The sequence below is a fragment of the Acinetobacter beijerinckii CIP 110307 genome, from assembly GCF_000369005.1.
GTDB classification, from domain to species: Bacteria; Pseudomonadota; Gammaproteobacteria; order Pseudomonadales; family Moraxellaceae; genus Acinetobacter; species Acinetobacter beijerinckii.
This window is the reverse complement of record NZ_KB849765.1, coordinates 733015-759756: the sequence shown is the minus strand read 5'-3', so window position 1 is coordinate 759756 and position 26742 is coordinate 733015. Positions and strand designations below refer to the sequence as shown.

At 38.9% G+C, this 26742-nt stretch carries 21 protein-coding genes, 2 tRNA genes, 3 rRNA genes and 1 pseudogene; 11 read left to right on the top strand and 16 right to left on the bottom strand.

What is annotated here, in order from left to right; translation table 11 throughout:
• Position 1: 1 nt before the first annotated feature.
• Both F933_RS09120 and F933_RS09115 read left to right on the top strand, forming a co-directional pair.
• On the top strand, positions 2 to 484 hold the full coding sequence (locus F933_RS09120) for an FKBP-type peptidyl-prolyl cis-trans isomerase (RefSeq protein WP_005060524.1): 483 nt from the start codon (positions 2 to 4) through the stop codon (positions 482 to 484).
• A gap of 106 nt (positions 485 to 590) precedes the next feature.
• The gene (locus tag F933_RS09115) at positions 591 to 1133 is read left to right on the top strand and encodes an NADPH-dependent FMN reductase (protein WP_005060522.1); all 543 of its coding nucleotides are present in this window, start codon (positions 591 to 593) and stop codon (positions 1131 to 1133) included.
• Positions 1134 to 1334: 201 nt separating this feature from the next.
• Here F933_RS09115 and F933_RS09110 read toward each other — a convergent pair whose 3' ends face one another.
• The 11 genes from F933_RS09110 to F933_RS09060 all read right to left on the bottom strand — a co-directional run bounded on the left by F933_RS09110 (position 1335) and on the right by F933_RS09060 (position 12381).
• The gene (locus F933_RS09110; protein WP_005060519.1) at positions 1335 to 2060 is read right to left on the bottom strand and encodes an AAA family ATPase; all 726 of its coding nucleotides are present in this window, start codon (positions 2058 to 2060) and stop codon (positions 1335 to 1337) included.
• Positions 2061 to 2217: 157 nt separating this feature from the next.
• Positions 2218 to 2592, bottom strand: a complete 375-nt coding sequence (locus tag F933_RS09105; RefSeq protein ID WP_005060518.1) for a GNAT family N-acetyltransferase — start codon at positions 2590 to 2592, stop codon at positions 2218 to 2220.
• 162 nt (positions 2593 to 2754) lie between these two features.
• Positions 2755 to 2869, bottom strand: a 5S ribosomal RNA gene (gene rrf / locus F933_RS09100).
• A 176-nt stretch (positions 2870 to 3045) separates the two neighbouring features.
• A 23S ribosomal RNA gene (locus F933_RS09095) occupies positions 3046 to 5939 on the bottom strand.
• Between the two features lie 414 nt (positions 5940 to 6353).
• Positions 6354 to 6429 (bottom strand) — tRNA-Ala (locus F933_RS09090).
• Between the two features lie 70 nt (positions 6430 to 6499).
• Positions 6500 to 6576: transfer RNA gene (locus F933_RS09085), tRNA-Ile, on the bottom strand.
• Positions 6577 to 6635: 59 nt separating this feature from the next.
• A 16S ribosomal RNA gene (locus tag F933_RS09080) occupies positions 6636 to 8173 on the bottom strand.
• Together the 16S, 23S and 5S rRNA genes with 2 tRNA genes alongside form the textbook arrangement of a ribosomal RNA operon.
• Positions 8174 to 8593: 420 nt before the next feature.
• Positions 8594 to 9151, bottom strand: a complete 558-nt coding sequence (locus F933_RS09075) for a peptidylprolyl isomerase (protein ID WP_005060516.1) — start codon at positions 9149 to 9151, stop codon at positions 8594 to 8596.
• Between the two features lie 133 nt (positions 9152 to 9284).
• Entirely contained in the window at positions 9285 to 10355 is a 1071-nt protein-coding gene (locus F933_RS09070; protein WP_188003260.1) for an alpha/beta hydrolase, read from the bottom strand.
• A gap of 545 nt (positions 10356 to 10900) precedes the next feature.
• Entirely contained in the window at positions 10901 to 11143 is a 243-nt protein-coding gene (locus tag F933_RS09065; RefSeq protein WP_005060513.1) for a hypothetical protein, read from the bottom strand.
• Positions 11144 to 11526: 383 nt separating this feature from the next.
• On the bottom strand, positions 11527 to 12381 hold the full coding sequence (locus F933_RS09060) for an MBL fold metallo-hydrolase (protein WP_005060512.1): 855 nt from the start codon (positions 12379 to 12381) through the stop codon (positions 11527 to 11529).
• Positions 12382 to 12488: 107 nt separating this feature from the next.
• Between F933_RS09060 and F933_RS09055 the strand changes: the two are divergent.
• The 3 genes and pseudogenes from F933_RS09055 (at position 12489) to dnaK (ending at position 16215) form a co-directional block, all read left to right on the top strand.
• Positions 12489 to 13447: pseudogene (locus tag F933_RS09055) on the top strand (LysR family transcriptional regulator).
• A gap of 95 nt (positions 13448 to 13542) precedes the next feature.
• Complete coding sequence (gene grpE / locus F933_RS09050; RefSeq protein ID WP_005055411.1) at positions 13543 to 14088, top strand: nucleotide exchange factor GrpE; 546 nt, start codon at positions 13543 to 13545, stop codon at positions 14086 to 14088.
• A gap of 186 nt (positions 14089 to 14274) precedes the next feature.
• On the top strand, positions 14275 to 16215 hold the full coding sequence (gene dnaK / locus F933_RS09045; RefSeq protein WP_005055410.1) for a molecular chaperone DnaK: 1941 nt from the start codon (positions 14275 to 14277) through the stop codon (positions 16213 to 16215).
• 283 nt (positions 16216 to 16498) lie between these two features.
• On the opposite strand, the gene F933_RS09040 is transcribed toward dnaK, so the two are convergent.
• Entirely contained in the window at positions 16499 to 17383 is an 885-nt protein-coding gene (locus F933_RS09040) for an MBL fold metallo-hydrolase (RefSeq protein ID WP_005060508.1), read from the bottom strand.
• A 193-nt stretch (positions 17384 to 17576) separates the two neighbouring features.
• Here F933_RS09040 and F933_RS09035 point away from each other — a divergent pair, with 193 nt between their 5' ends.
• The 5 genes from F933_RS09035 to F933_RS09015 all read left to right on the top strand — a co-directional run bounded on the left by F933_RS09035 (position 17577) and on the right by F933_RS09015 (position 21952).
• Entirely contained in the window at positions 17577 to 17993 is a 417-nt protein-coding gene (locus F933_RS09035; RefSeq protein WP_005060506.1) for a hypothetical protein, read from the top strand.
• Positions 17990 to 18889, top strand: coding sequence for a matrixin family metalloprotease (locus tag F933_RS09030; protein ID WP_005060504.1), 900 nt, complete (start codon positions 17990 to 17992; stop codon positions 18887 to 18889). Before F933_RS09035 ends, F933_RS09030 begins: the two co-directional genes overlap by 4 nt.
• 381 nt (positions 18890 to 19270) lie before the next feature.
• A complete protein-coding gene (locus F933_RS09025; RefSeq protein ID WP_005060501.1) occupies positions 19271 to 20182 on the top strand; it encodes a matrixin family metalloprotease in 912 nt (303 codons plus the stop codon).
• A 359-nt stretch (positions 20183 to 20541) separates the two neighbouring features.
• On the top strand, positions 20542 to 21447 hold the full coding sequence (locus F933_RS09020) for a matrixin family metalloprotease (RefSeq protein ID WP_005060499.1): 906 nt from the start codon (positions 20542 to 20544) through the stop codon (positions 21445 to 21447).
• A 121-nt stretch (positions 21448 to 21568) separates the two neighbouring features.
• Entirely contained in the window at positions 21569 to 21952 is a 384-nt protein-coding gene (locus tag F933_RS09015) for a hypothetical protein (RefSeq protein WP_167539078.1), read from the top strand.
• A gap of 50 nt (positions 21953 to 22002) precedes the next feature.
• Here F933_RS09015 and F933_RS09010 read toward each other — a convergent pair whose 3' ends face one another.
• The 4 genes from F933_RS09010 to F933_RS08995 all read right to left on the bottom strand — a co-directional run bounded on the left by F933_RS09010 (position 22003) and on the right by F933_RS08995 (position 26022).
• A complete protein-coding gene (locus F933_RS09010) occupies positions 22003 to 23298 on the bottom strand; it encodes a lytic murein transglycosylase (protein WP_034710667.1) in 1296 nt (431 codons plus the stop codon).
• 586 nt (positions 23299 to 23884) lie between these two features.
• Entirely contained in the window at positions 23885 to 25006 is a 1122-nt protein-coding gene (locus F933_RS09005; protein WP_005060494.1) for a 5-(carboxyamino)imidazole ribonucleotide synthase, read from the bottom strand.
• Positions 25007 to 25017: 11 nt separating this feature from the next.
• Positions 25018 to 25530, bottom strand: a complete 513-nt coding sequence (gene purE, locus F933_RS09000) for a 5-(carboxyamino)imidazole ribonucleotide mutase (RefSeq protein WP_005055397.1) — start codon at positions 25528 to 25530, stop codon at positions 25018 to 25020.
• 135 nt (positions 25531 to 25665) lie between these two features.
• The gene (locus F933_RS08995; RefSeq protein WP_265596851.1) at positions 25666 to 26022 is read right to left on the bottom strand and encodes a DMT family protein; all 357 of its coding nucleotides are present in this window, start codon (positions 26020 to 26022) and stop codon (positions 25666 to 25668) included.
• A 74-nt stretch (positions 26023 to 26096) separates the two neighbouring features.
• Here F933_RS08995 and F933_RS08990 point away from each other — a divergent pair, with 74 nt between their 5' ends.
• Positions 26097 to 26624: a hypothetical protein gene (locus F933_RS08990; RefSeq protein WP_005060491.1), complete on the top strand. Its 528-nt coding sequence runs from the start codon at positions 26097 to 26099 to the stop codon at positions 26622 to 26624.
• Positions 26625 to 26742: the final 118 nt, after the last annotated feature.

Below are 26742 nucleotides of genomic sequence, written 5' to 3'. Positions count from 1 at the left end.
GATGACTGAAATTATTCAACCAAACGAAGAAATTCGCATTCAAGATGGCTCAAAAGTCGCATTACATTTTTCAGTATCCATCGAAAATGGTGTTGAAATCGACAATACTCGTGGGCGTGATGAGCCTGTCACTTTAGTGATCGGTGATGGTAATTTACTTCCTCACTTCGAAAAAGCACTTTTTGGCTTACGTGCTGGCGATCGTCGTACCGTTCACTTGCCACCTGAAGATGCATTTGGTCCTTGGAATCCTGAAAATATCCAAACTTTTGATACTGTAAAATTTGAACAACGTCCGATTGTTGGGCATATGATTGAATTTGAAGATAAAGCCAAAGCAACCTTGTTTGGCATCGTTAAATCAGTCAATGAAGACATCACTGAAATCGACTTTAATCATCCATTGGCTGGTAAAAATATTACCTTTGAAGTGGAAATTTTCAAAGTTACCCCTGCGGGTCAGCAAGGCATTAAACTGATGTAACATAAAAGCTCTCAAATGAGAGCTTTTTTTATCCCTAAATAAAAGTATAAGATTATATTCAACAACTCATTTCCAAAACTTCAATTCAAACAATTTAGGATTAAAAATGCTCATTTATATTATTGTGGGTAGTGTACGCGAAGGACGAACTGCAATTAAAGTCGCAAACTGGGTACAGCAAGCAACTTCTGAACTCGCGTTAAATAATATTCAAACAGAAATCGTAGATCTTAAAGAATGGCATTTACCGTTATTTGCAGGTTCTCATCCACCAGCAACAGGCATCTATGATCAGCCTAAACAACAGCAATGGGCAGATAAAATTTCGCAGGCACAGGCATTTATCTTCATTAGCCCTGAATATAATCATGGCTATAGTCCAGCACTGAAGAATGCCTTGGATTATGTGGGTAAAGAATGGCAAGGCAAACCTGCAGCCTTTATCGGCTATGGTTCTACCAATGGCTCACGTTCAATCAGTCAAATTCGCCAAGTAACTTCAAGCTTAGGTCTAGTTGATCCAAATGCTGTGATTGAAATTCGTGACATCTTTAAACGTAATAAAGACGAAAACTTTGAAGCCAATGAGTTTGAAATGAAAGGATTAGCAGCGCTGATTAGTAAATTACAGAAGTATCATATCGCTTAGTTGTACGCCTAAGCGTACGTTGATTAGGTCGATTTACGTCTGTTCCACTTTCGACTTGGTTGCTAATATATGAATTATAGAGAGACAGGAAGTCTCATTGAGAATAATAAAACACACAGGATGTGGTCGTTAATAGGATATCAACGACATAAACTGAATATGAAGAAGCCCCGTCAGGATGATGGGGCTTCTTTTTTATATCTACTCATTCTCTAAAAGCTGCTGAATTCTCTTTTGATAATTATTCAGAAAATCCTTTGTTACCCGAAAATGCTCAGTTTCTTCATAAGATATCTCTTTAATCCCCATATCCGAAAACTGATAAATTTTGGCATTGGGATAAGCCAATAAAATAGGAGAATGGGTGGCAATAATAAATTGAGATTGCTCCCGACATAAACGATTTAAAACAGATAAAGTTGTCATCAGCATTGTTGGAGATAAGGCTGCTTCTGGTTCATCCAAAAGATATAAACCCTTGCCTTTTAGTTTCAGCGTTAATAAGTTTAAGAAAGCCTCTCCATGGGAGCGTAAATGAATATCTCCCCCATACTCCACCAGATAATCTACTTGCTTCATATAGGTTGCAACGTTATAGAAGCTCTCAGCGCGCAAAAAGTAATAATCTTGGGGCTTCTTATAGCTTTTTATCGTTCGAATCGCCTGATGCAAATCAGAAGCCGTGGTTGCTGTATTCAATTGTACATTACGCGTTCCACCTTCTTCTGAAAAACCCAAAGCAAGCGCTAAAGCTTCGAGAATGGTTGATTTTCCTGAACCATTCTCCCCGACAAAGAAAGTGACTTCTGGATGAAACTCGATGCTTTCTAAATCGTTAACAGCAGGAACAACATAAGGATAACTGGCCCAATCCAAGGACTCAGGTGTTTTAAACTTTACGGCTCGAATATAAGGTCTTTCTTGCATAAAACATTGGCACATCTATTTGTTATAGCATGCTGGATTTTAAATTTGAAAAACACCCTAATTCATTTAAGGACGTCTTGAATTGTCGCTTGGATCAAACGATCTGTTTTAATTAAAATTAGCTTACATCTTATTAATATATATTAAGATTTTATTTTTATCTAATTTTTTCTTCCTTATCAGGACTTTGAAAATAACCATTTTTCTTGTACCAAGCTATCAAACGATCTTTCTGAGTTTTTTCATCTAAAGGGTATGGTTTTAGTTTTATATACTTACATTTAAGCTCACAAGCTTTTCTTTCAGCATAAGAAAGCAATAATTCCCCTATACCTTGATATCTATAGTTAGGAAGAACATAGATTTCATAGATAAACCCGATATATTTTTCACTCCAATCCTCATATGATAAAAGAGCAACTTCCTCCCTATCTATTCTTATTGATCTTCCCCCTTGTGCTCTGTTAGCACGATGATAAAGAATCTTATTGCCGATATCATTACAGGAGTTAATACCTAAAATCGTATACAAATTGGCACTCTATGAACAAATCAAATTTGTTATTTTGTATATTATCATCATGATCTAAACCTAAGTTCATATCAAATATCTATACCCTAAACTTTTCTCTAGTTATATTTTTTCCAATAAAAAACACCCCTAGCCGTTAGGTTAGAGGTGTTTGAATTTAAAAGCTGGCGATGACTTACTCTCACATGGCAAGTGCCACACTACCATCAGCGCGAAGAGGTTTCACTTCTGAGTTCGGGAAGGGATCAGGTGGTTCACTCTTGCTATTGTCGCCAGCAAACTGTTTTGGCTTTCGGTGGTCTTACTCTTGAACTTAATTTTAAGTTCTTTGCCACTTAGTACCGAAAGAGTTATTAACGGATTAGATCATTGGTCTGTATTGTAACTAGTTTATACACTAAATCAAGTTAAGTATTGAATTTATCTTGAATACAACAACTGTTTGGGTGTTGTATAGTCAAGCCTCACGAGCAATTAGTATTGGTCAGCTTCACACGTCACCGTGCTTCCACACCCAACCTATCAACGTCCTAGTCTCGAACGGCTCTTTAGAGGACATAAAGTCCTAGGGAAATCTTATCTTGAGGTAGGCTTCCCGCTTAGATGCTTTCAGCGGTTATCCCTTCCGAACATAGCTACCCGGCGATGCCACTGGCGTGACAACCGGTACACCAGAGGTTCGTCCACTCTGGTCCTCTCGTACTAGGAGCAGATCCTCTCAAATTTCCAGCGCCCACGGTAGATAGGGACCGAACTGTCTCACGACGTTCTAAACCCAGCTCGCGTACCTCTTTAAATGGCGAACAGCCATACCCTTGGGACCTGCTTCAGCCCCAGGATGAGATGAGCCGACATCGAGGTGCCAAACACCGCCGTCGATATGAACTCTTGGGCGGTATCAGCCTGTTATCCCCAGAGTACCTTTTATCCGTTGAGCGATGGCCCTTCCATACAGAACCACCGGATCACTAAGACCTACTTTCGTACCTGCTCGACTTGTGGGTCTCGCAGTTAAGCGCGCTTTTGCCTTTATACTCTACGCGTGATTTCCGACCACGCTGAGCGCACCTTCGTACTCCTCCGTTACTCTTTAGGAGGAGACCGCCCCAGTCAAACTACCCACCAGACATGGTCCTCGCCCCGGATTACGGGGCAGAGTTAGAACCTCAACATTACCAGGGTGGTATTTCAAGGACGGCTCCATTGGAACTAGCGTTCCAACTTCAAAGCCTCCCACCTATCCTACACAAGTAAGGTCAAAGTTCAATGTCAAGCTGCAGTAAAGGTTCACGGGGTCTTTCCGTCTAGCCGCGGGTACACTGCATCTTCACAGCGATTTCGATTTCACTGAGCCTCTGCTGGAGACAGCGCCGCCATCATTATGCCATTCGTGCAGGTCGGAACTTACCCGACAAGGAATTTCGCTACCTTAGGACCGTTATAGTTACGGCCGCCGTTTACTGGGGCTTCGATCAAGAGCTTCGCTTACGCTAACCCCATCAATTAACCTTCCAGCACCGGGCAGGCATCACACCCTATACGTCCACTTTCGTGTTTGCAGAGTGCTATGTTTTTAATAAACAGTTGCAGCGGCCTGGTTTCTGTGGCTGCCAATAGCTCAGGGAGCAAGTCCCATCACCGTCAGCAGCGTACCTTCTCCCGAAGTTACGGTACCATTTTGCCTAGTTCCTTCAGCAGAGTTCTCTCAAGCGCTTTGGTCTACTCGACCTGACCACCTGTGTCGGTTTCGGGTACGATTCCTGTGTAACTGAAGCTTAGAGACTTTTCCTGGAAGCATGGTATCAGCCACTTCACTGTACAAGTACAGCTTGCTATCAGCTCTCAGCATAGAGCACCCCGGATTTGCCTAAGATGCATGCCTACAGCCTTCCACCTGGACAACCAACGCCAGGCTGACTTAACCTTCTCCGTCCTCTCATCGCATTACACAGAAGTATTGGAATATTAACCAATTTCCCATCGACTACGCCTCTCGGCCTCGCCTTAGGGGTCGACTCACCCAGCCCCGATTAACGTTGGACTGGAACCCTTGGTCTTTCAGCGAACGGGTTTTTCACCCGTTTTGTCGTTACTCACGTCAGCATTCGCACTTCTGATACCTCCAGCATACTTCTCAATACACCTTCATCGGCTTACAGAACGCTCCCCTACCACTTACGCTAATGCGTAAATCCGCAGCTTCGGCACATAGTTTTAGCCCCGTTACATCTTCCGCGCAGGCCGACTCGACTAGTGAGCTATTACGCTTTCTTTAAAGGGTGGCTGCTTCTAAGCCAACCTCCTAGCTGTCTATGCCTTCCCACATCGTTTCCCACTTAACTATGATTTTGGGGCCTTAGCTGGCGGTCTGGATTGTTTTCCTCTTGACTACGGACGTTAGCACCCGCAGTCTGTCTCCCGGATAGTACTCATTGGTATTCGGAGTTTGCATCGGTTTGGTAAGTCGGGATGACCCCCTAGCCGAAACAGTGCTCTACCCCCAATGGTATTCGTCCGAGGCGCTACCTAAATAGCTTTCGGGGAGAACCAGCTATCACCAGGCTTGATTAGCCTTTCACCCCTATCCACAAGTCATCCCCTGGCTTTTCAACGACAGTGGGTTCGGTCCTCCAGTTAGTGTTACCCAACCTTCAACCTGCTCATGGATAGATCGCCTGGTTTCGGGTCTACACCCAGCAACTAAACGCCCTATTAAGACTCGATTTCTCTACGGCTCCCCTATGCGGTTAACCTTGCTACTGAATGTAAGTCGCTGACCCATTATACAAAAGGTACGCAGTCACCGAACAAGTCGGCTCCCACTGCTTGTATGCATGCGGTTTCAGGATCTATTTCACTCCCCTCACAGGGGTTCTTTTCGCCTTTCCCTCACGGTACTGGTTCACTATCGGTCAGTCAGGAGTATTTAGCCTTGGAGGATGGTCCCCCCATATTCAGACAAGGTTTCACGTGCCTCGCCCTACTCGTCATCATTATGTGTGCCCTTTCGTGTACGGGAATATCACCCTCTACGTTCGCACTTCCCAGAGCGTTCCACTAGAACACACATAACTTAATGGGCTGCTCCCCGTTCGCTCGCCGCTACTAAGGGAATCTCAATTGATTTCTTTTCCTAAGGGTACTGAGATGTTTCACTTCCCCTCGTTCGCTTCATAAACCTATGTATTCAGTTTATGATACCCGCCTTATAGCGGGTGGGTTCCCCCATTCAGAAATCTCCGGATCAAAGGATATTTGCCGCCTCCCCGGAGCTTTTCGCAGGCTATCACGTCTTTCATCGCCTCTGACTGCCAAGGCATCCACCACATGCACTTAATTACTTGACTATACAACCCCAAACAGTCGTTAACACATACAAGTGAGTGTTAGCGTTGCAAACTTAATTGCTACTATTCGTTGTCTGTGAACTTAATCACCATACAGCTTCAATCTAAATTCATTACCAAAACGCTTGATTCAGTGTTTTTGCTAGTTCTCAGATTAACTCTTCATCCAACTGAAATACTTACGTATTACTGTTAGTGTTGAATTAATCGAGTTTGAACAATTTATTTCAGACTCAATTTTCTAATCTGTTAATGATTAACTACCACCTCGTCGGTGCGTAGTAAACTGTGATAAATCACAGAAGTTAATAAACTCAAATCAAAATCTCTTTTGATTTATTTAGGCATTTATTAATTTCTATAATTTACTTTAGCTTTGAATTAATTTCGTTTTTACAAACTCTTTTTAATTCATGGTGGAGACTAGGAGAGTCGAACTCCTGACCTCCTGCGTGCAAAGCAGGCGCTCTACCAACTAAGCTAAGTCCCCAGCTTAAATCATAATGAACGACATATCTTTCAATCTAGCAGCTTGTGATTATTCATCACTTCGTCAGTAGTGGTGGGTCTGACAAGACTTGAACTTGTGACCCCACGCTTATCAAGCGTGTGCTCTAACCAACTGAGCTACAGACCCTCAGATACATCTTCGAAGAACAACTTGTTGTGGATTCTTACCGGCCATCAATCTTTCGTTAAGGAGGTGATCCAGCCGCAGGTTCCCCTACGGCTACCTTGTTACGACTTCACCCCAGTCATCGGCCACACCGTGGTAAGCGTCCTCCTTGCGGTTAGACTACCTACTTCTGGTGCAACAAACTCCCATGGTGTGACGGGCGGTGTGTACAAGGCCCGGGAACGTATTCACCGCGGCATTCTGATCCGCGATTACTAGCGATTCCGACTTCATGGAGTCGAGTTGCAGACTCCAATCCGGACTACGATCGGCTTTTTGAGATTAGCATCCTATCGCTAGGTAGCAACCCTTTGTACCGACCATTGTAGCACGTGTGTAGCCCTGGTCGTAAGGGCCATGATGACTTGACGTCGTCCCCGCCTTCCTCCAGTTTGTCACTGGCAGTATCCTTAAAGTTCCCGGCTTAACCCGCTGGCAAATAAGGAAAAGGGTTGCGCTCGTTGCGGGACTTAACCCAACATCTCACGACACGAGCTGACGACAGCCATGCAGCACCTGTATGTAAGTTCCCGAAGGCACCAATCCATCTCTGGAAAGTTCTTACTATGTCAAGACCAGGTAAGGTTCTTCGCGTTGCATCGAATTAAACCACATGCTCCACCGCTTGTGCGGGCCCCCGTCAATTCATTTGAGTTTTAGTCTTGCGACCGTACTCCCCAGGCGGTCTACTTATCGCGTTAGCTGCGCCACTAAAGCCTCAAAGGCCCCAACGGCTAGTAGACATCGTTTACGGCATGGACTACCAGGGTATCTAATCCTGTTTGCTCCCCATGCTTTCGTACCTCAGCGTCAGTATTAGGCCAGATGGCTGCCTTCGCCATCGGTATTCCTCCAGATCTCTACGCATTTCACCGCTACACCTGGAATTCTACCATCCTCTCCCATACTCTAGCTGACCAGTATCGAATGCAATTCCTAAGTTAAGCTCAGGGATTTCACATCCGACTTAATCAGCCGCCTACGCACGCTTTACGCCCAGTAAATCCGATTAACGCTCGCACCCTCTGTATTACCGCGGCTGCTGGCACAGAGTTAGCCGGTGCTTATTCTGCGAGTAACGTCCACTATCCAGTAGTATTAATACTAGTAGCCTCCTCCTCGCTTAAAGTGCTTTACAACCAAAAGGCCTTCTTCACACACGCGGCATGGCTGGATCAGGGTTCCCCCCATTGTCCAATATTCCCCACTGCTGCCTCCCGTAGGAGTCTGGGCCGTGTCTCAGTCCCAGTGTGGCGGATCATCCTCTCAGACCCGCTACAGATCGTCGCCTTGGTAGGCCTTTACCCCACCAACTAGCTAATCCGACTTAGGCTCATCTATTAGCGCAAGGCCCGAAGGTCCCCTGCTTTCTCCCGTAGGACGTATGCGGTATTAGCATTCCTTTCGGAATGTTGTCCCCCACTAATAGGCAGATTCCTAAGCATTACTCACCCGTCCGCCGCTAGGTTAGGTAGCAAGCTACCTTTCCCCGCTCGACTTGCATGTGTTAAGCCTGCCGCCAGCGTTCAATCTGAGCCATGATCAAACTCTTCAGTTTATAATCATTAGTAGCTTATGGCTACAAATCTTGGCTCATCAATTTTCTGACTTTAATTTCTCAAATAAACTTCGAGTAATTTCTACCATCTAATCAATGAAATATTTTCGATCGATTAACCAGTAAAAATCCACACAAGTTGTTCTTCTATTCTCTTAATGATCTCTTTATCGCCTCGTCAGCGATAAATTAACGCAATGAATGTTTAACAACTTAACCAGTAAAGCTAAGTTATTTTTGCTTCATCGCGTCGGGATGTGTGCATTATAGGAGATTTTTTTTGGTGTGCAAGCTTTTTTAAACCCTTGTTTTATTGAGTGTTCTTTTTTTACACACAAACATGTTCAACAAGCGAACAATATAGCTGTAACCATATAAAATTAAAGCAGAAATATTTAATTCATATTTCTGCTTTGTTTTTTACTTAGTGTTCTTTATCTGTACACTAATAATTTTAATCGGTTGTTTTGGTACATTTTGATGCATACCAAAGTTAGCAGTTGGCACTTTTACGATTTTATCAACTATATCCATACCTTTAGTCACTTTACCGAAAACGGCGTAACCCGCATCCATCGGTGACTTATTTAAAAAGTTATTATCTGCGACATTAATAAAGAATTGACTACTCGCTGAGTTCGGATCACTGGTACGCGCCATTGCTAAAGTGCCACGAGTATTTTTCAAACCATTGTTTGCCTCATTTACAATCGGCGCTTTAGTCTTCTTCTCAACCATATTTGCATCAAGACCACCGCCTTGAACCATAAAACCCGGAATCACACGGTGAAAGATAGTACCCGTATAGAAGTTGCTTTTTACATAGCTTTCGAAGTTCTTTGCAGAGACAGGTGCCTTATCATCATAAAGCTCGATTTCAATATTCCCCATACTGGTTTTCATATCAACCATGGTATTTGCAAATAAATGGCTGCTTGCCAAAATTAAACCTGTTGTGATGAACAACTTTTTCATCATTGCTTTTCTCGGCTTGAACATAGATTTGTTGTGAATGATCATCTTAATTTTGCTGATTCTATTTTACTATTTCTATTTGTTATCTTTAAATCAAAAAACCGATGTTTCACGTGAAACATCGGCTTAGACTTTATTAACTATGTTTATCCCAAAATTTTCTAAAGTTTTTGGCAATTTCAATTGTATTACGTTTAGCTTTATTAAACACAGGCGTTAAGTTAATGAAACCATGTGTTTGATCAGGATAATTTACATATTGAACTTTCACACCACTCTGTCTCAGTTTATGGCTGTAAATTTCACCTTCATCATGAAGTAAATCGTGACCAGCTGTAATAACGTATGCTGGAGCAAGCTTTTTAAGGTTTCCATAGGTTGGAGAAATTAATGGATCATCTAAAGCAATGTTGTGTTGAGTTGCATAATAGTCAGTGACATAGTCAACATCTTTGCTGGTTAATACTAAGCCTTGCCCATAAGCATAAAATGATGGATGTCTACTTTTGAAATCTACTACTGGATAAATGAGAAGTTGTGCTTGTGGTGCATAAGATTTCCCAGCGGCATGCTGCGCCACAACTGTACTAATATTTCCGCCAGCACTATCGCCAGCAACAGCAATACGATTTTTATAAATTTTCAGTTGACGACGATTTTGATATACCCATGCCAAAGCATCTTCACAAGATTTAATAAGCAGTTGCGGCGATGCTTCTGGTGCTAGTGGATAATCGATACTGAGAACTTGTACTTTGGCATGTTTAGCGATTAAACGACATGCTTCATCATGGGTATCTAAACCACCCACAACAAAACCACCACCGTGATAAAACACGATCATTGGAAGCTTTTTATTGGGTGCTGGATGATAATGCCGTGCGAATACGGTACCGCTTTGTAAGGGTAAGCGAATATCTTCAACGGATTCAATAAATGTAGCTTTATTTAAGATTGCTAACATTTGAGTATCAAACTGACGTCGTGACTCAATCGGATCATCTCCAATAAAGCCAATATGACCTTGCTTAATTTGAACAGCCATTAAACATTTTATAAATGCGTCTAAATCTGGATATTGGTATGGATAGCCTAAAAGTTTAGCCAGAGACTCTTGAATAATTTTAGGTAACTTATCAAGTGCTCGTGCAGCTGGACCTTGTCCTTTATCTAAGATTGTTTGAATTTTCTGAGGTAATGCTGTCACGTTCTTCCCCTTTATCGCGCTGTCCATAGTTCTTGTCCACATCGACTATATGCCTTTATAAAGTCTGAGATCAAGATAAAGAATTAAAATCATGCTGTAACCTAAAGCCATGATCTTAAAAAGTCATTAACCATTCTGCTTATGCGTATGTGCTTTTTATGCCAATTGATTAATTTATCTGTATTTATAATCACAACTTAAAACTGACTTTTAGTGATTCGTTTTGTTTGTACGTTTAGGGAAATAAATACTGAAAATCCTTCTGCTGATCTAGTATCCAAACTTTACAATAGAATTGTGATCTATCAGATTTCATGATTGCTAGCTGAAAAAATCTATTGCTTCGATTAAATGTCTATTCCATTTATCCAAATCAAAGAGAAGTGTTCAATTCAAATATAAAGAACCAGGGTCGGTTGGATCCTAGTTCTTTCAAATTTAGTTATTTACTTGACCTAATCGCTTTCATATATAGCAGTATATGAATAGATTGATGTGTTGGCATCGACATGACAATCTATCGTCTAATTAAGTCAAAGATTAACTTACTGTGCAGATGCATCCGCACCCGCAGAGCCTGATACTGAACCAGAAACATCAGCAGATGCATTACCAGGTTGAACATCAACTGATGTACCTGCTTGCACGCCTACACCACCTTGAACGCCTGTTGGGCTTGCGCTTGTTTGAGCTGAGCCAGAAGCATCCAAACCACCTTGAGTTGAGCAACCCACAGCTGTGAAAGCAACACCCGATACAACCATAGAAATCAATGCTAACTTTTTCATTACGTATTTCCTTTCATTATGACAAAAAGCAAAGTTGTCTTTGCGTTGCCTATCATTCACAATTTTTTTCTTAAACGTGATGAGGATTAGTTGCAGTTTGTTATTGATGCAGGAGGTTTTTGCAATTTTTATTAAATCGATTCAATTTAAGCTTCACGCATTTTTTTAATTGTTCAAAAACAGCTAAACAATTATCTAATCAAAAGTTTTACTGATATCAGCACTACGACAACATCAGAAAAAGGCATTATCTTCATTTTTTATAATTTATATAAAGCTTGTGAAATCCTCTTATAAGCTTACATTGTAATTAGCTGAATCTTTAGTCTAAATCAAGACAAAAAACCGTGAATTGTCTTCACGGTTTTTATTTCAGCCCAATATTAAGGCCATTTCATCTCGCCTTTAACCACTTTTGCACCCAATTCTAGGCTGCTTGTTTCGGTTAAATTAGGATATTGAGTTTGCATCTTTTGAATGAGCGTTGTTGAGTCATTTGTGACTTTAACTGCTTTTTCATATTGCTTTAAATAGTCAATAGAGAAATTAACTGCATCCAATCCTTCGGCTGCACCTGATTTCATATGCGCTGGCACCACAACTTTTGGATTTAAGGATTTGATATTTTCCAAAGTTTGAATAACTTCATGACGATCTTTAGTGGTTGGTGTATCTGCCATCCATAAATGAATGCCTGAAGACACAGGAATACCACCTACAACTGCTTTAGCGCTTGGAATCCATAAATAAGTCAGCTCTTTATTACCTTTGATTTCAATATTTTCATTTTCTAACTTTAATGTTTTAGCCGTATACGCTTGCGGAACAATAATCTTGCTCGGCGCATTGGCTCCCATTTTTGGTCCCCAATAAGCGACTTTTAGCGCTTGCGTATCTTGAATATGCTTCACCGTTTCAGGTGTTGCAATAATTTGTACATTCGGAAAATATTGTTTAAATACATCCAGGCCAAAATAGAAATCAGGATCGCCATAGCTGACAAAAATGGTTTTTAAGCTTTTTCCACTATCTAAAATATCGGCAGCAATACGCAATGCTTCTGATTTAGAAAATTGTGCATTTACTAGCAAAACTTCTTTATCACCTTCGATTAAAGTCGAAGTTACGCCAAAATGCTCAGGCTTTGCTAAAAAATTCTGAATTTTTAATTCTTGTGCAAAACTGGTTGAGCTTGCAGCCAATACAGTAAGTGCTAATGCATAAGGTTTAACGTTCATTTATTCATCTCCTATCTGATAGAAGATACTTTACGTTGCAATTTTTGCTAAATAAACACTCTAAATTAAGATAAAATGTTGCATATTTTGCAACAATAACAATCAACATGGATACTTTAAAAGCCATTCAAGTCTTTGTCTGTATTGCCCAGCAAGGCAATCTGAGCAAGGCAGCTGAACATTTAGACTATTCTAAAGCAATGGTTTCTCGCTATTTAGATCATCTTGAACATACCTTCTCGACTCGACTTTTCCAACGTAACACGCGCAAAGTTTCACTCACCCCTGCGGGTGAGAAAGCACTGGTTTATTGTGAAAATATTTTACAGCAGCAACAATTATTAGAAGGTTTAGCTGCACCCGAACAACAGAGTGGCACGATTCGCTTTACCTGTGGTTTGTTTTTATTTCAGCTTGGTGTGAATGAATGTATTAAACAATTTAAAAAACTCTATCCACATATCCACTTTGATGTTTATTTAACTGAAAATACAGTAGATCTCATAGATGCTCAGGTTGATCTTGCGCTCAGAATCACACAGAAAGTTGCCGATGGGCTGATTGCTCGTCCTGTCTGTCAAATCGAATCTACTTTTTGCGCCCATCCACATTATTTGCAAGACCACGCTCTCCTGTCACATCCAAGCCAACTGATTCAACATGAGTGTATCGCGCACCATACCCATAATCAGTATTGGACTTTGTTTGATACAGATCAGCAACCACAGAATTATCCATTAAATGTTACGTTTAAAAGTAATGATGTGATTGCACTTTATCAAATGTGTCTTAAAGCAGAAGGCATTGCCATGTTGCCCACTTTATTAGTGCGTAAGGATATTGCTCAACAACATTTACATCAGGTGTTTACCGATTTTTCGGCGCCCGATCTGACCTTGTCACTGGTGTATGCCTCTAGACAACATTTACCTAAAATAACCCAAGAATTTATTGCTTTTGTGATCGAAAACTTAAATTTTTACTTAAATCAGCAAAATTAAAAGATTTAAATAGATCTGAACGCTTGAATTTTGTCGCCTTGCCCATACCTCATCCTTATCTATAAATGACCAAGATGTGGCAGTTCGGGTTTGACCCTATGAGCATTCACTGCAAAAAGGACTGTACATGTTTAAGAACTTTTTTCAACGGAGATCATCAATGGCTAATGAGCACAATGAGCAAGCTCAAGACATTCAAAATGAGCAACAAACTGAACAAACTCAAGCTGAAGGTGTAGAGCAAGCAAACGAGCTTAGCGTTGAAGATTTACAAGCGCAAATCACCAAACTTGAAGAGAGCTTAAAGCTCGAAAAAGCACGTACTGCCAATGCGGTTTATGAAGCACAAAAAAGTGTCGAACGCATTCAACGTGAATCTGAAAAGCATAAAGAAACTGTGCTGGAAAAATTCGCCAAAGAATTATTAGATTCTGTCGACAATTTAGAACGCGCTATTCAAGCTGCAGGTGAAGAAGAAACGCCTGTACTTGAAGGAATTAAGCTGACGTTAAAATCACTCCTAAGCACACTTGAAAAGTTTGGCGTTGTAGAGGCTGATACTAAAAATGGTTTCAATGCGGACCTACATCAAGCAGTTGGTATCGATCCAAATGCTCAAGCGAACCAAATCGGTACTGTTTTACAGAAAGGTTATACCTTGAATGGTCGTTTACTTCGCCCAGCGATGGTAATGGTAGGTCAATAATCTGCGAGCAAAGCATTTATTTGCTCAAAAATGTGGAAATTTGAGAGTTTTTTAATTTTTTTTCACAAAAATGCTTGAAAAAAACCGATTAACTCTCATATCGAATAACAAGAAAATCCCCTTTTGATTCTCCCCTTTGTCACTGGAGAAATCGGGGATTCACAAAATTTTAGAGGAACATCCCAAATGGCAAAAATTATTGGTATTGACTTAGGTACTACCAACTCATGTGTTGCTGTACTTGAAGGCGATAAAGTAAAAGTAATCGAAAATGCTGAAGGCACACGTACCACTCCATCGATCATTGCATATAAAGATGGCGAGATCCTTGTTGGTCAAAGCGCGAAACGCCAAGCAGTAACTAACCCAAAAAATACATTATTCGCAATCAAGCGTTTAATTGGTCGTCGCTACGAAGATCAAGCGGTACAAAAAGACATCGGTCTTGTACCTTACAAAATCATCAAAGCAGACAATGGCGATGCTTGGGTTGAAGTAAACGATAAGAAACTTGCACCTCAACAGATCTCTGCTGAAATCTTGAAAAAGATGAAAAAAACTGCAGAAGACTATTTAGGTGAAACAGTAACTGAAGCAGTAATTACTGTTCCTGCTTATTTTAATGATGCACAACGTCAAGCAACTAAAGATGCAGGTAAAATTGCAGGTCTTGATGTTAAACGTATCATCAACGAACCAACTGCTGCTGCACTAGCGTTCGGTATGGACAAAAAAGAAGGCGATCGTAAAATCGCGGTTTACGACTTAGGTGGCGGTACGTTTGACGTATCAATCATTGAAATCGCTGATCTTGATGGCGACCAACAAATCGAAGTGTTATCAACAAACGGTGATACTTTCCTTGGTGGTGAAGACTTTGATAACGCGTTAATTGAATTCTTGGTTGAAGAATTTAAGAAAGAACAAAGTGTGAACTTGAAAAATGATCCACTTGCGTTACAACGTTTGAAAGAAGCTGCTGAAAAAGCAAAAATCGAGCTTTCTTCATCAAATGCAACTGAAATCAACCTTCCATACATCACTGCTGATGCGACTGGTCCTAAACACTTAGTGATCAACGTAACACGTGCAAAACTTGAAGGTTTAGTTGCTGACTTAGTTGCTCGTACGATTGAACCTTGCCGTATCGCGCTTAAAGATGCAGGTCTTTCGACTTCTGACATCTCTGACGTGATTTTGGTGGGCGGTCAGTCTCGTATGCCAATGGTTCAACAAAAAGTACAAGAATTCTTCGGTAAAGAGCCACGTAAAGACGTGAACCCTGACGAAGCAGTTGCGATTGGTGCAGCGATTCAAGGTGCAGTATTGTCTGGTGACAAAACTGACGTACTTTTATTAGACGTAACACCGTTAACTTTAGGTATCGAAACAATGGGCGGTGTATTAACTCCGATCATTGAGAAAAACACCACGATTCCTGCGAAGAAATCACAAGTGTTCTCTACTGCTGCTGACAATCAGCCTGCCGTAGACATTTCGGTTTACCAAGGTGAACGTAAAATGGCTCAACAAAACAAATTGTTGGGTAACTTCCAATTAGGCGATATTCCACCTGCTCCACGTGGCGTACCGCAAATTGAAGTATCGTTCGACATCAACGCTGATGGTATCTTGAAAGTATCGGCTAAAGATAAGAGCACTGGTAAAGAGCAATCAATCCAGATTAAAGCAAACTCAGGTTTGTCTGATGCTGAAATCGAAGCAATGATCAAAGATGCTGAAGCGAATGCTGAAGAAGACCGTAAGTTTGAAGAGTTAGCGAAAGCTCGTAACGAAGCAGATGCTCTTGTGTCTAGCTCGAACAAAGCAGTTAAAGATCTTGGTGACAAAGTAACTGAAGATGAAAAAACTGCTATCGCTACTGCGGTTTCTGAGCTTGAAGCAGCAACCAAAGAAAATGATGTTGAAGACATCAAAGCGAAAACTGAAGCTTTACAAAACATCTTGATGCCAATCACGCAACGTGCTTATGAACAAGCACAAGGTGCTGGCGGTGCAGAAGGTTTTGATCCAAATGCATTCCAAGGTGGTGATGCTGGTCAACAGAAAGCGGACGATGGCGTTGTAGATGCTGAGTTCACAGAAGTTAAAGATGACAAAAAATAATTTGTCTCTTTAAAAAAGACCGCGCGAAAGCGCGGTTTTTTTTGCATTAAATTTTTATATCCATACTTAAATTCAAATTAGTTTTAGCTACAGTAGAGGCGGCATGGAAGCCGCCCTATTGGGCTGCGGTAACATGGATATACTGTCAGCTCAACAAATGGTTTTGTCTACTTTGTCCAAAAACAAAGTAGGATCTTGCCTGTGCAAAACATTTAAACTTTACACAAAATTTGAGGCTGTGACTTTCATAAATGAATTAAATCTTATTTATAGAAAGTAATTATTAGGTAGATTTAGATTGATCGAAATACAGTTCTCCTAAAATCGGCATAAATAAAGGTATAACGCCACAGGCTTTTATTTCATCAAGAAACTCAGGAATATTCACCCCTGGTAATAACTGTGGTGGTGCATCAATCGGCGTGACCATACTATCCCAATGGCATGGGATAATGTATTTGGGTTTCAGCAAACGCACCACATCTTTGACATAGTTTGGGCGATATTTACGGCCTATGGCACAAAGACAAACAATATCTGCCTGCTTACCCTGCAACTCCTGTTCAATAAAGTCAGCAGAATCAATATGAACGACTTTAAGTTTGCCTGTATCAATCCACCAATTGAATACCTGCCCATGCCGTAAATGATGAAACTTTGGTGGATATGGTGGTGGTGTGGTCATATCACCTGCTAAGGGCACACGACCAAACAATGCTTTGCCATGGATCGATGGCAAACCAACAACCTGCCATTCACCACAATCAATGACTTCCCGCCCCTTCGTTTCAAGCATTTGCGACTCAGACAAACCTGCTGATCGTCCATACATTAAAGTTGCTTGGGAACCAATTAAACGTGCACCTGTTTGTTTACATACCTCTGGTGCATCTAAAATATGATCATAATGAGCATGCCCAATCAATACATCATCTGCGCTTGGTATATTTTGTCTAACTAATTCTGGATCACTTAATAAAGGCTGGGTAAATGTTTGTATTAAGGTTGGACGACTAATAAATGGATCAAGTACGATCGTACGATGCTGATCAGAAACAATAAATCCTGCTGTCCCCAAATATTTGATTTTTAAATTTTCAGCTTTTGCCTTAGCTGGCGAAGAGGCAACCCATGTTGAATCAGGTGCTTTAAGTAAATATTTCAGCATGCAACGTCCTTTGCATTTTATTTATCGGTAATTGTTTTATTTCAGTACCTTAAATATGGCAGCTGTAGGCATTGTTGACAAGTAATCCCTCGCATTAAAATAGATTCAACTGAGCCAATTCAAAGATATCAATTTGATACAGCTAAAATATTGTATGTATAATCCAGAACATTAAAACATTACGCTATAAAAAATGAAAACTGACCCGATTATCACAAAAACAAAATTTAGATTGATGATTGTATTTTTTTGGATTACTGCATTTATATATGGATTTTTTGAATCCTATAATGAAACATCGCTTGTCATTGAAGAAATACTATATCAAGAACCTCAGTTATGGGAATGGGTCATTTTGGGAAGTGCATCTATTGTTTTTATCATTGTAGAAATAGGATTGCTCATGTTGAAAGAATGGGCAAGAAAAATATACATATATGGTTATTTTCCTATTCTCTTAATTTACCTTCTACCTAGCTTCTCATGGTCTTTCATGCAAGGCATCGGAGCAATTTTTTATGAGTTAGGAAGTATTCTCTCTACTCTGCTTTGGGGAATTTTAGTTGTACCTAGCTTATATCAGCCCTTATTCCAAAAAAGCATTAAATGAATCGAATCATTATTATTGCCATCGTCGTTTTCATCTTATGGTCTGGTTATCAAACTAGACAACATCCTCAACTTAAATTTAATGCTTTGCTCGATCGAATCATACATCCATTCGATCACCGTTTACGTTATCGAGTCGCTGATGTTGATTCTCGTTTTAAACTTAGTATTGAACAAGTACAAGAGATTAGCCAACAAGCGACACAAATTTGGAAAGATGGTACAGGTCAAGATTATTTTGTTTATGATCCGAATGCCCAGCTTGCAATTCGTCTGATTTATGATGAACGGCAACAAGAAAGTGAACAACGTCGAGAACATATAACTCAACTCGAGGCCAATCAACAGGTCTGGAAAGATAAAAAACAGCAATTAGATCAAATTGAAAAAGAAGTTATTCGTAGTAAGCAATTTCTAGATTTAAAACAACAGCAACTTAATCAACAAATTCAGCAATACAATCAAGAGCGACTCTCCGCTCAACAAAATCAAGCTTCATCTGCATATTTTCAACAAAGACAACAACAACTACAAACGAATATTGAATTAGTGAGGCAAGAAATAAATCAATATAATCAAAGAATTAATCAATTAAATCAAAAAGTAGATGAACTTAACACACTTAACCAACAATTAGATGCATCAGTGCAGCAATACAAGCAACGTTTTAAACCACATTTATTTCATAAGGGCTTATTTAATGGCAAACAAATATTAATATATGAGTTTGAATCAACAGATGATTTACGCTTAACGATTGCGCATGAGCTAGGTCATGCTTTGGGTCTAGAACACAGTGATGATCCACAAGCACTGATGCATCCAATAATGAAAGATCAGGATACTGCACATTTCCGTTTAACCCAAGCGGACCGCTCGCTTTTATCAGCAAGATAATTAAAGCAAATGCTTATCTCATTATCACTCAAAAAACGACTAAATTTAGATGGCCGATAAACGTCACAATTGGGCGATTTTTAACTAAAAAGTAAAAAACTTTTCAATTTTTTAAAAACTTTACAAAAGTTAACATTTTGGAGTTTTCAACCTATCATTTCAGCAATTTACGCATGATATGGATTTAATACCTTGATATTTTTGCACTTTAGATCAAAAAATTACCATATTTTTTTATTTTAAAGAATGCTAATTGTTCGATTCAATTTTTTAATTATTGGGAAAAAGTCACAATTTTTACTTTTATTTATTAACTAGATAGCATTTTGACGCCCTCAAAATAATGATGAAAAATAAGTCTTTACTTGGGGAGTCTAGATCATGCGCTATCAATCTTTAGCCATCATGATGGCATATTTATGTACTTGCCTGCCTACCCCAAGTTTCGCACAAAATAATTTACACAATGCGAGCACTCATCAGCATGAATCCATAAAAATGCCTTTGCATTATCGAATTGCTGATATCGATCCACGCTTTAAACTCACGAAACAGCAAATTATAGAATTAACACAACAAGCTGCTGAAATTTGGGAACGAGAAACGGGTAAAAAGAACTTTATATATGACCCTCAAGCTGAGTTCACAATTAATCTTGTTTTTGATGATCGCCAACAAAGAAGCCTTGAACGTCTACAAGAATTAAATCAGCTGAAACTAGATCAATCCCATTGGGAAAAGCAAAATCAGCAGTTGCAACAATTTAGAGATGAAATTCAAAAATCAACAGCATTAATCGCAACTAAACAGACACGTCTTGCAGCTGAATTTCAAAAATATAATGCTGAAGCCCAACTCTTCAATCAATTGAAGTCTTCATCCAAAAGTGCTGCTGAGCAATTATCACAGCGCCAAAAAAACTTACAACAACAATCGATTGCTCTACAACAAGAGGTTCAACTACATAATCAAAAAACTCAGCAATTGAATCAAGAAATTAATAAATTAAATCAAAACAATCAAAAATTAGTACTTAACGCGAGCCAATTTAATCAAGTCTTTCAACCCCGCTTATTTCACAAGGGTAATTTCAACTCTAAACAAATTGATATTTATGAATTTTCATCAAAAGATGATTTACGTTTAACATTAGCTCATGAATTTGGTCATGCTTTAGGTTTAGAGCATACAGATGACCCGACATCGATCATGTATCCAGTAATCCAAAAACAAAATTTAAATCAATTTGAGTTGGCGGTCGCTGATCGAGAATTGGTTCAATCCATCAAATAACGGTGAGCATGAAAGATCCGACTATATTTACAGAATTTACCAAAAAGTATATTTTTTGTTATTTATAACAATAAAATTACGTGATTTATGCATGAAAAATTATTTTTTATTTCACATTATTTTAATTTCTTAATTATTTATTTTATTAAAACTAAATATTTGTTATCACTTTTATTTTGATTAATATACACACATATATTTATTTTTTATTAAATTAATTTTAATCATTTCTTATTGCTTTTTTATTCTATATTTTCAGAAATATTCTTAAAATTGATGTTTTTACACTATATTCATCAGCTTGACTACTAAAAACAACTGATTAAAATACAGCCTTTTTCAAGTTTCATCTCCCAACAATGCGTTCTTTTTTTATGCTTTTTGCTGCGTGTTTTTCCATGCTGGCAACGACGTATACTTTCGCTCAAGTTTCGTCAAATACTTTTGAGAGTCAAATACGCTATAGCACCGTAAATCCCCTACATTATCGGATTGCCAACGTAGATCCTCGATTAAATCTCAGCAAACAAGATGTGATTGATTTGAGTAAACAAGCAGCCGCTATTTGGGAAAAAGATACGGGACAAAAATATTTTTCTTATGATCCAAATGCAAAATTTGTGATCAATATTGTTTTTGATCAACGCCAAGTTCGTAGTATGAAACGTTCGGAAAATCTGAGCCAACTGGAGCAAAATAAGAAAGTTTGGTTAAATCAAAATGAACAAATTCAAGAATTCAAAGCAGATCTGACTCAAACTGCCACCCAATTGGAATTGCAGAAAATTCAATATCAAATTGATCATGAAAATTATGAACAGCAATTATCTAAACTAAATTCAAGCAAAAAAAATACTGTTGGATTAGCAAAGATAGAGAAACTCAGACAGCGTCTAGAACATCAGTCAGTTAATATACAAAAACAGATTGAAGAATATAGTCAAAAAAAACAGCAGCTTGATCAGAAAATGAAAGCTTTTGATCAACGTCATCAAGAGATAGCGGATGCTGTAGCTCAATTTAATCAAACCTTTAAACCGGTAGTTTTGCACAAAGGTCAATTTAAAGATAACCAAATTTTTATCTATGAATTTTCATCAATCGATGATTTGCGACTGACTTTAGCTCATGAATTTGGTCATGCTTTAGGGTTAAAACATACACAAGACCCAAAATCACTGATGTATCCCCGTATTAAAGAGCAGGATGCAAAAGACTTTAAATTAACAGATACCGATTTAAAACTATTGGGTTTTTCGCAATAGAATGATTTAAATCTTGATCCTTATTTTACTAATTTTATGTTTTCACACAAGATATTAACTATGAGTCGATTATTTGGATTTATTCATGCTATTGTGTTGATAAAACATCATCTTAGTCTTAATGGAGATCAACATGAGTTACTATCATATCCTCATTGAAGTGAATGACCACATCAGTACGATTGAACAAACTCGTGATGTTGAAATTCTGAATATTCAGGATATTAGCCCTTATCTCCACTCAATTCTGATTCCCTACTTCAATGAACAAGAAGTTGAACTTGAAGATGAAAATGTGGCTTATGATGAGATTCTACATATCGAAGTGAAACAAACATTGTTGCCGATTGAACATTTGGTAGAAGAAGAACAAAAACAATTGCCGAGTGATACCGACGTCACAATAACAGCTTATGAAATTTTTAATGATCGTGATTTAAGTCAAGATGTGACTGCAGTGATTTTTGATATTTTAGAAGCTGTGAAATTAGATGTCGAACCATAAGAAAAAGGTCTATTTTTAGTAGACCTTTTTTTAAACAATTGATAAATAAGTTATTGCATCATTTGTTTTGCCATTTCTTGACGGAAAGCTCTTAATATCTGCTGCCCTGCACGTCCAGTTGGGTTTAAGCCAAGTCTTGTTTGTTCTTGACGAATAGCTTGACGACTCTTGTCTCCAATTAATCCATCGACTGCACCAATATCATAGCCACGCTGCACTAAAAACTGTTGAATTTCACGACGTTCTGCACGAGATGTACCTGCATCATCGGTCGGCCAAGCAGTTAAAAATGGTGTTCCACCACGTAAACGATCGGATAAATGGGCAATTGCCAAACCATAACTTTCCGCAGCGTTGTAGCTGTATATCGCGTCAAAGTTTTTGAACACCAAGAACAATGGACCATTGGCACCCGCTGGAGAAATTAATCCTGCCGATGTACTACCTGAAAGATTACCTTGAATTAAAGCTGTACCATCTGCACGGGTCACACCTTGTGCAATCCAACTATTCAGTGGTTTTTTATTGCGGCGGCTTTCACCAGAGATCGACATTCCCGCTGGGATTTTCACTTCAAAGCCCCATGGCATACCTGTCTGCCACCCTGCTCGCTTTAAGAAATTCGCTGTCGAAGCTAAGGCATCTGTAGTACTCGAAACCAAATCACGGCGACCATCACCATCAAAGTCAACGGCTAAACGCTCATAAGTCGAAGGCATAAACTGAGTATGACCGAAAGCGCCAGCCCAAGACCCATAAAGCTGATCTTGTGTCAGATCACCACGTTGTAAAATACGCATGGTGGCAAAAAACTCACCACGGAAATAACTTTGACGACGACCTTCACAACTTAAAGTGCCTAACGCTTGTAATAAAGGATATTTACCCGAAATATCACCATAATTGCTTTCGACACCCCAAACAGCAACAACAGTTTCAGCCGGAACACCGTAAGCCTGCTCTACTCTTCTTAATACATCACGATGTTGAGCGAGCTTTTGCTTTCCAGCGTTTACTCTTTCTTCATCAACTAATCCAGATAAATAATCCCAAATTGGTGTGGAAAATTCAGGTTGATAATTTAATTTATCAATTACAGAATAATCGGGCGTTAGATTTTGAGTATAGCGATCATAACTCGAACCAGAAACACCTGATGCAATTGCTTGTGAACGTAAATTAGCAAGACAACCTTGAAAGTTTGAGTTTGGCGTATAATTACTGGTTACTGAAGCTGCATTAGTTGGTGTCGAGATCGTTGCACCATTAATCACAAGCTCAGCATGCGCCTGATTGAAAAAAGTAAATAAGGCAGTGCCTAGAAAAAAAGAAAAATGACGTTTCATGATTAAACCAAAAATTTTGAATTTAAATTTCCTATCCACATTAGCATGCTCTTAACAGATGTATAGTTTGGAAACGTAACTTTGAATTCATTTCACAAGTTTTAAATTCAAATTACCACTTTAAATTCATAATTTACGCAACTTTTCAGCATGGAAGTTATCAACAACCGATCATTTAAATTCAAAATTACAACCAGCCAGTTATTTTAAATTCAAAACTTATCCACGTTTCAATTCATTTCAGCAAAAAAACAAGCCAAAGGTTAAATACAATATTAATCTATAGCAGCTTCAATAACTTAAATAATGAAAATAGATACCCACAAGCAAATTATTTAAATTTAAACACCATCAAACCCAGTCATTTTAAATTTAAAAACTCGGCAGTATTTTTGAATTTAAAAACACAAAGCCGTACTTATGTAGTTTTAAATTCAAATAACTATCTTTATTTTAAATTCAGAATCTAAAATAATTTTATCCACAACTAGTGTTTGTCTTGTTTTAAATTTAAAAGTTTAAATTTAAAATTAATCTGCAATAAAAAAGCGATCCTAAGATCGCTTTTAAAGTTACTGTGGATAACTTAGATATTCATATCAGCCGTTAAGGCTAATGGTACAGGTAAAACTTGAGCCAATTGACGGCACAAATCTGTTAAATCGTCCGAATTGTTAGGCATCAAAGTAATATGTCCTAACTTACGACCAGTACGCTCAGACTTATTATAAAGATGTAAATGTGCACCATTGAGCGCCAAAACATCTTCTGATTTCGGATGCTGACCAATAATATTGATCATTACTGTTGGACGAACCACTTCAGTTGAGCCTAATGGCAATCCAGCAACAGCACGAATATGATTTTCAAATTGAGAGCAAATCGCACCCTCAATTGACCAATGACCTGAGTTATGTACTCGACACGCCATTTCATTGGCATATAAACCTTGCTCAGTCACGAACAATTCTAGCGTCAATACACCGACATAATTGAGATGATTTAACAAACGAGTGATGTAATCTTGCGCAATAGGCTGTAAATCGGTGCTATTTGGGGCAGGCACAATCGAATGTGACAAGATGCCATGATGATGATGGTTTTCTGCCAATGCCCAAGTTCTTACATCACCGTTTTGTCCACGTACCGCGATAATCGAAACTTCACGGCTGAATTTGACAAAACTTTCTGCAATCAAGCTTTTCGCAGGACCGAGCTCAGCCCAAGCCGTGTCGATTTGATCTTCCGTACGTAACACGAACTGACCTTTGCCATCATAGCCACCTGTTACAGTTTTTAAGACAATAGGCAGTCCAAGCTCAACAACTGCTTGTTTTAAGCTGTCTAAACTATCAACAGCACGATACGGCGCAACAGGAATATTCAATTCATCAAATAAGCTTTTTTCAGCTAAGCGATTTTGTGCAGTTGCCAAAGCGAGGCGAGGAGGGTGTAGTGTTTTTGTTTGAGTCAAAACATCTACATCAGCAACAGGCGTATTCTCAAATTCAAGGCTAAATACATCTGCACTTGCAATGAAATCTTGCAATGCATGCTCATTTTTACTTGAAAACACAGAACCCAGAATAGCCGCAGGGCAATCAGTTTCTGTCTCGAAAAAGGTACATTGAATATTGAGCGGTAAAGCAGCTTGAGCCATCATACGCCCCAACTGTCCACCACCAAAAATACCGATGGTTTTATTCATGATCAACCTCGTTACACTTGACCAGGAATATTTTTACTCGACACTTTTTCAGTTTGTGCCGTACGGAAATCCGCAACGTTTTTTGCGATCTCTGGGCGGGTTAAACCGAGAATTTGCGCTGCCATAATAGCGGCATTGGTTGCACCAGCTTGACCAATCGCCAATGTTCCTACGGCGATACCTGCTGGCATCTGTACAATAGAAAGCAATGAATCGACACCATTTAAAATTGAAGATTTAACAGGAACGCCAAGTACTGGTAAATCTGTTTTTGCTGCGCACATTCCCGGTAAATGTGCAGCACCGCCAGCACCAGCAATAATCACTTGGATACCGCGATCTCGTGCAGTTTCAGCATATTCAAATAAACGATCTGGGGTACGATGCGCAGAAACCACTTCAGCTTCAAAAGGCACACCCAATTGTTTGAGCATGTTAGCGGTATGTTCAAGCGTTGCCCAATCTGATTGAGAACCCATGATAATCCCGACTAAAGGTTGGCTATCTGTTGCGACCGCATTCATTGGCTTTTCCAAAACATGATAAAAATAGAAGAGTGTGCCGACTTAAGCCAAACACAAAGGAATAAATTGGAAAATATTATAGCGTTTTTTTCAAGCATCCCCAACTACAGAACGCTTTAACTAAAAGAAGAAATATTAACTCTGATTACGAAAAACAAAATAGACACAGCCTAGTAAGCAAAGCATTGCCCAGACATAATCTAACTTAAAGGGTTGTTTAAACATGAAGAGCATAAAAGGAACAAAAACGATCAGCGTCACAACTTCTTGGGTAATTTTCATTTGCCCCAAGCTCCAGCCATGTTGACTGAATAACTTCGTTGCAGGAATCATGAAACTATATTCCAATAATGCAATACACCAACTCAGTAAGATCGCTTGCCAAATTGGGGCGTTATGCAAATATTTTAAATGACCGTACCAAGCCAAAGTCATAAAACAATTGGAAATAACCAATAAACACAGCGCTAAAAGAGTAGGGTTCAATTGTATTTACTCTAAAAATTTTGCAATAATTTTATATTAAAATCAGTTTTTGGATAGAGTTTGAAAAAATTAAGAATGCTATGAAAAAATTATTTTTAACGACTATTTTATGTTTCTCAATGACTTTAAGTCATTCTATTGAAATATATCTCGACAATCAAAATGAGGCGCTATCTGATTTAGCAGATATGTTTTATAGTGAAAAAAATGACCCTGTATATCAGTTTGAGACTTTGAATCCTAAAAAACTAGACTATTCTATTGAAAGTTTAAAACTGATTGATATTTATCTATCTGATTTAAGAAAAGCCAATTTAAATCAAATCTCAGATGATCAAAGATTTAAAACCATTTTACGCACAGGCGCGTATGTTGGCGAAGTTATAAGAAAAAATGATAAAAAGAGAAAATGGTATTGGGTCGACTATGAGACAGCAAAAGAAATAAACCCTGATTTTTTTAAAGACAAAGCCCATTCAATTGAAGTTGCTGCTGTTCTTACAGATGGTGAAAGTTTTATATTTCCAATAAATAAAGTTGTTAAATTTATGCAAAAAGGTGAAGAGGATAGTGTCTATTTTTTTGCAACGGTAACGTTGAAATCTTAACATTTCTGGCTTTAATTTTAAGTAAACAACAACGAATTTTGACTATCTTTTCCATAACAGCCTTGCTATCTTTTCAAGCAAATTTTTAATTGCATTACACACGTTTATTGCGTGATTG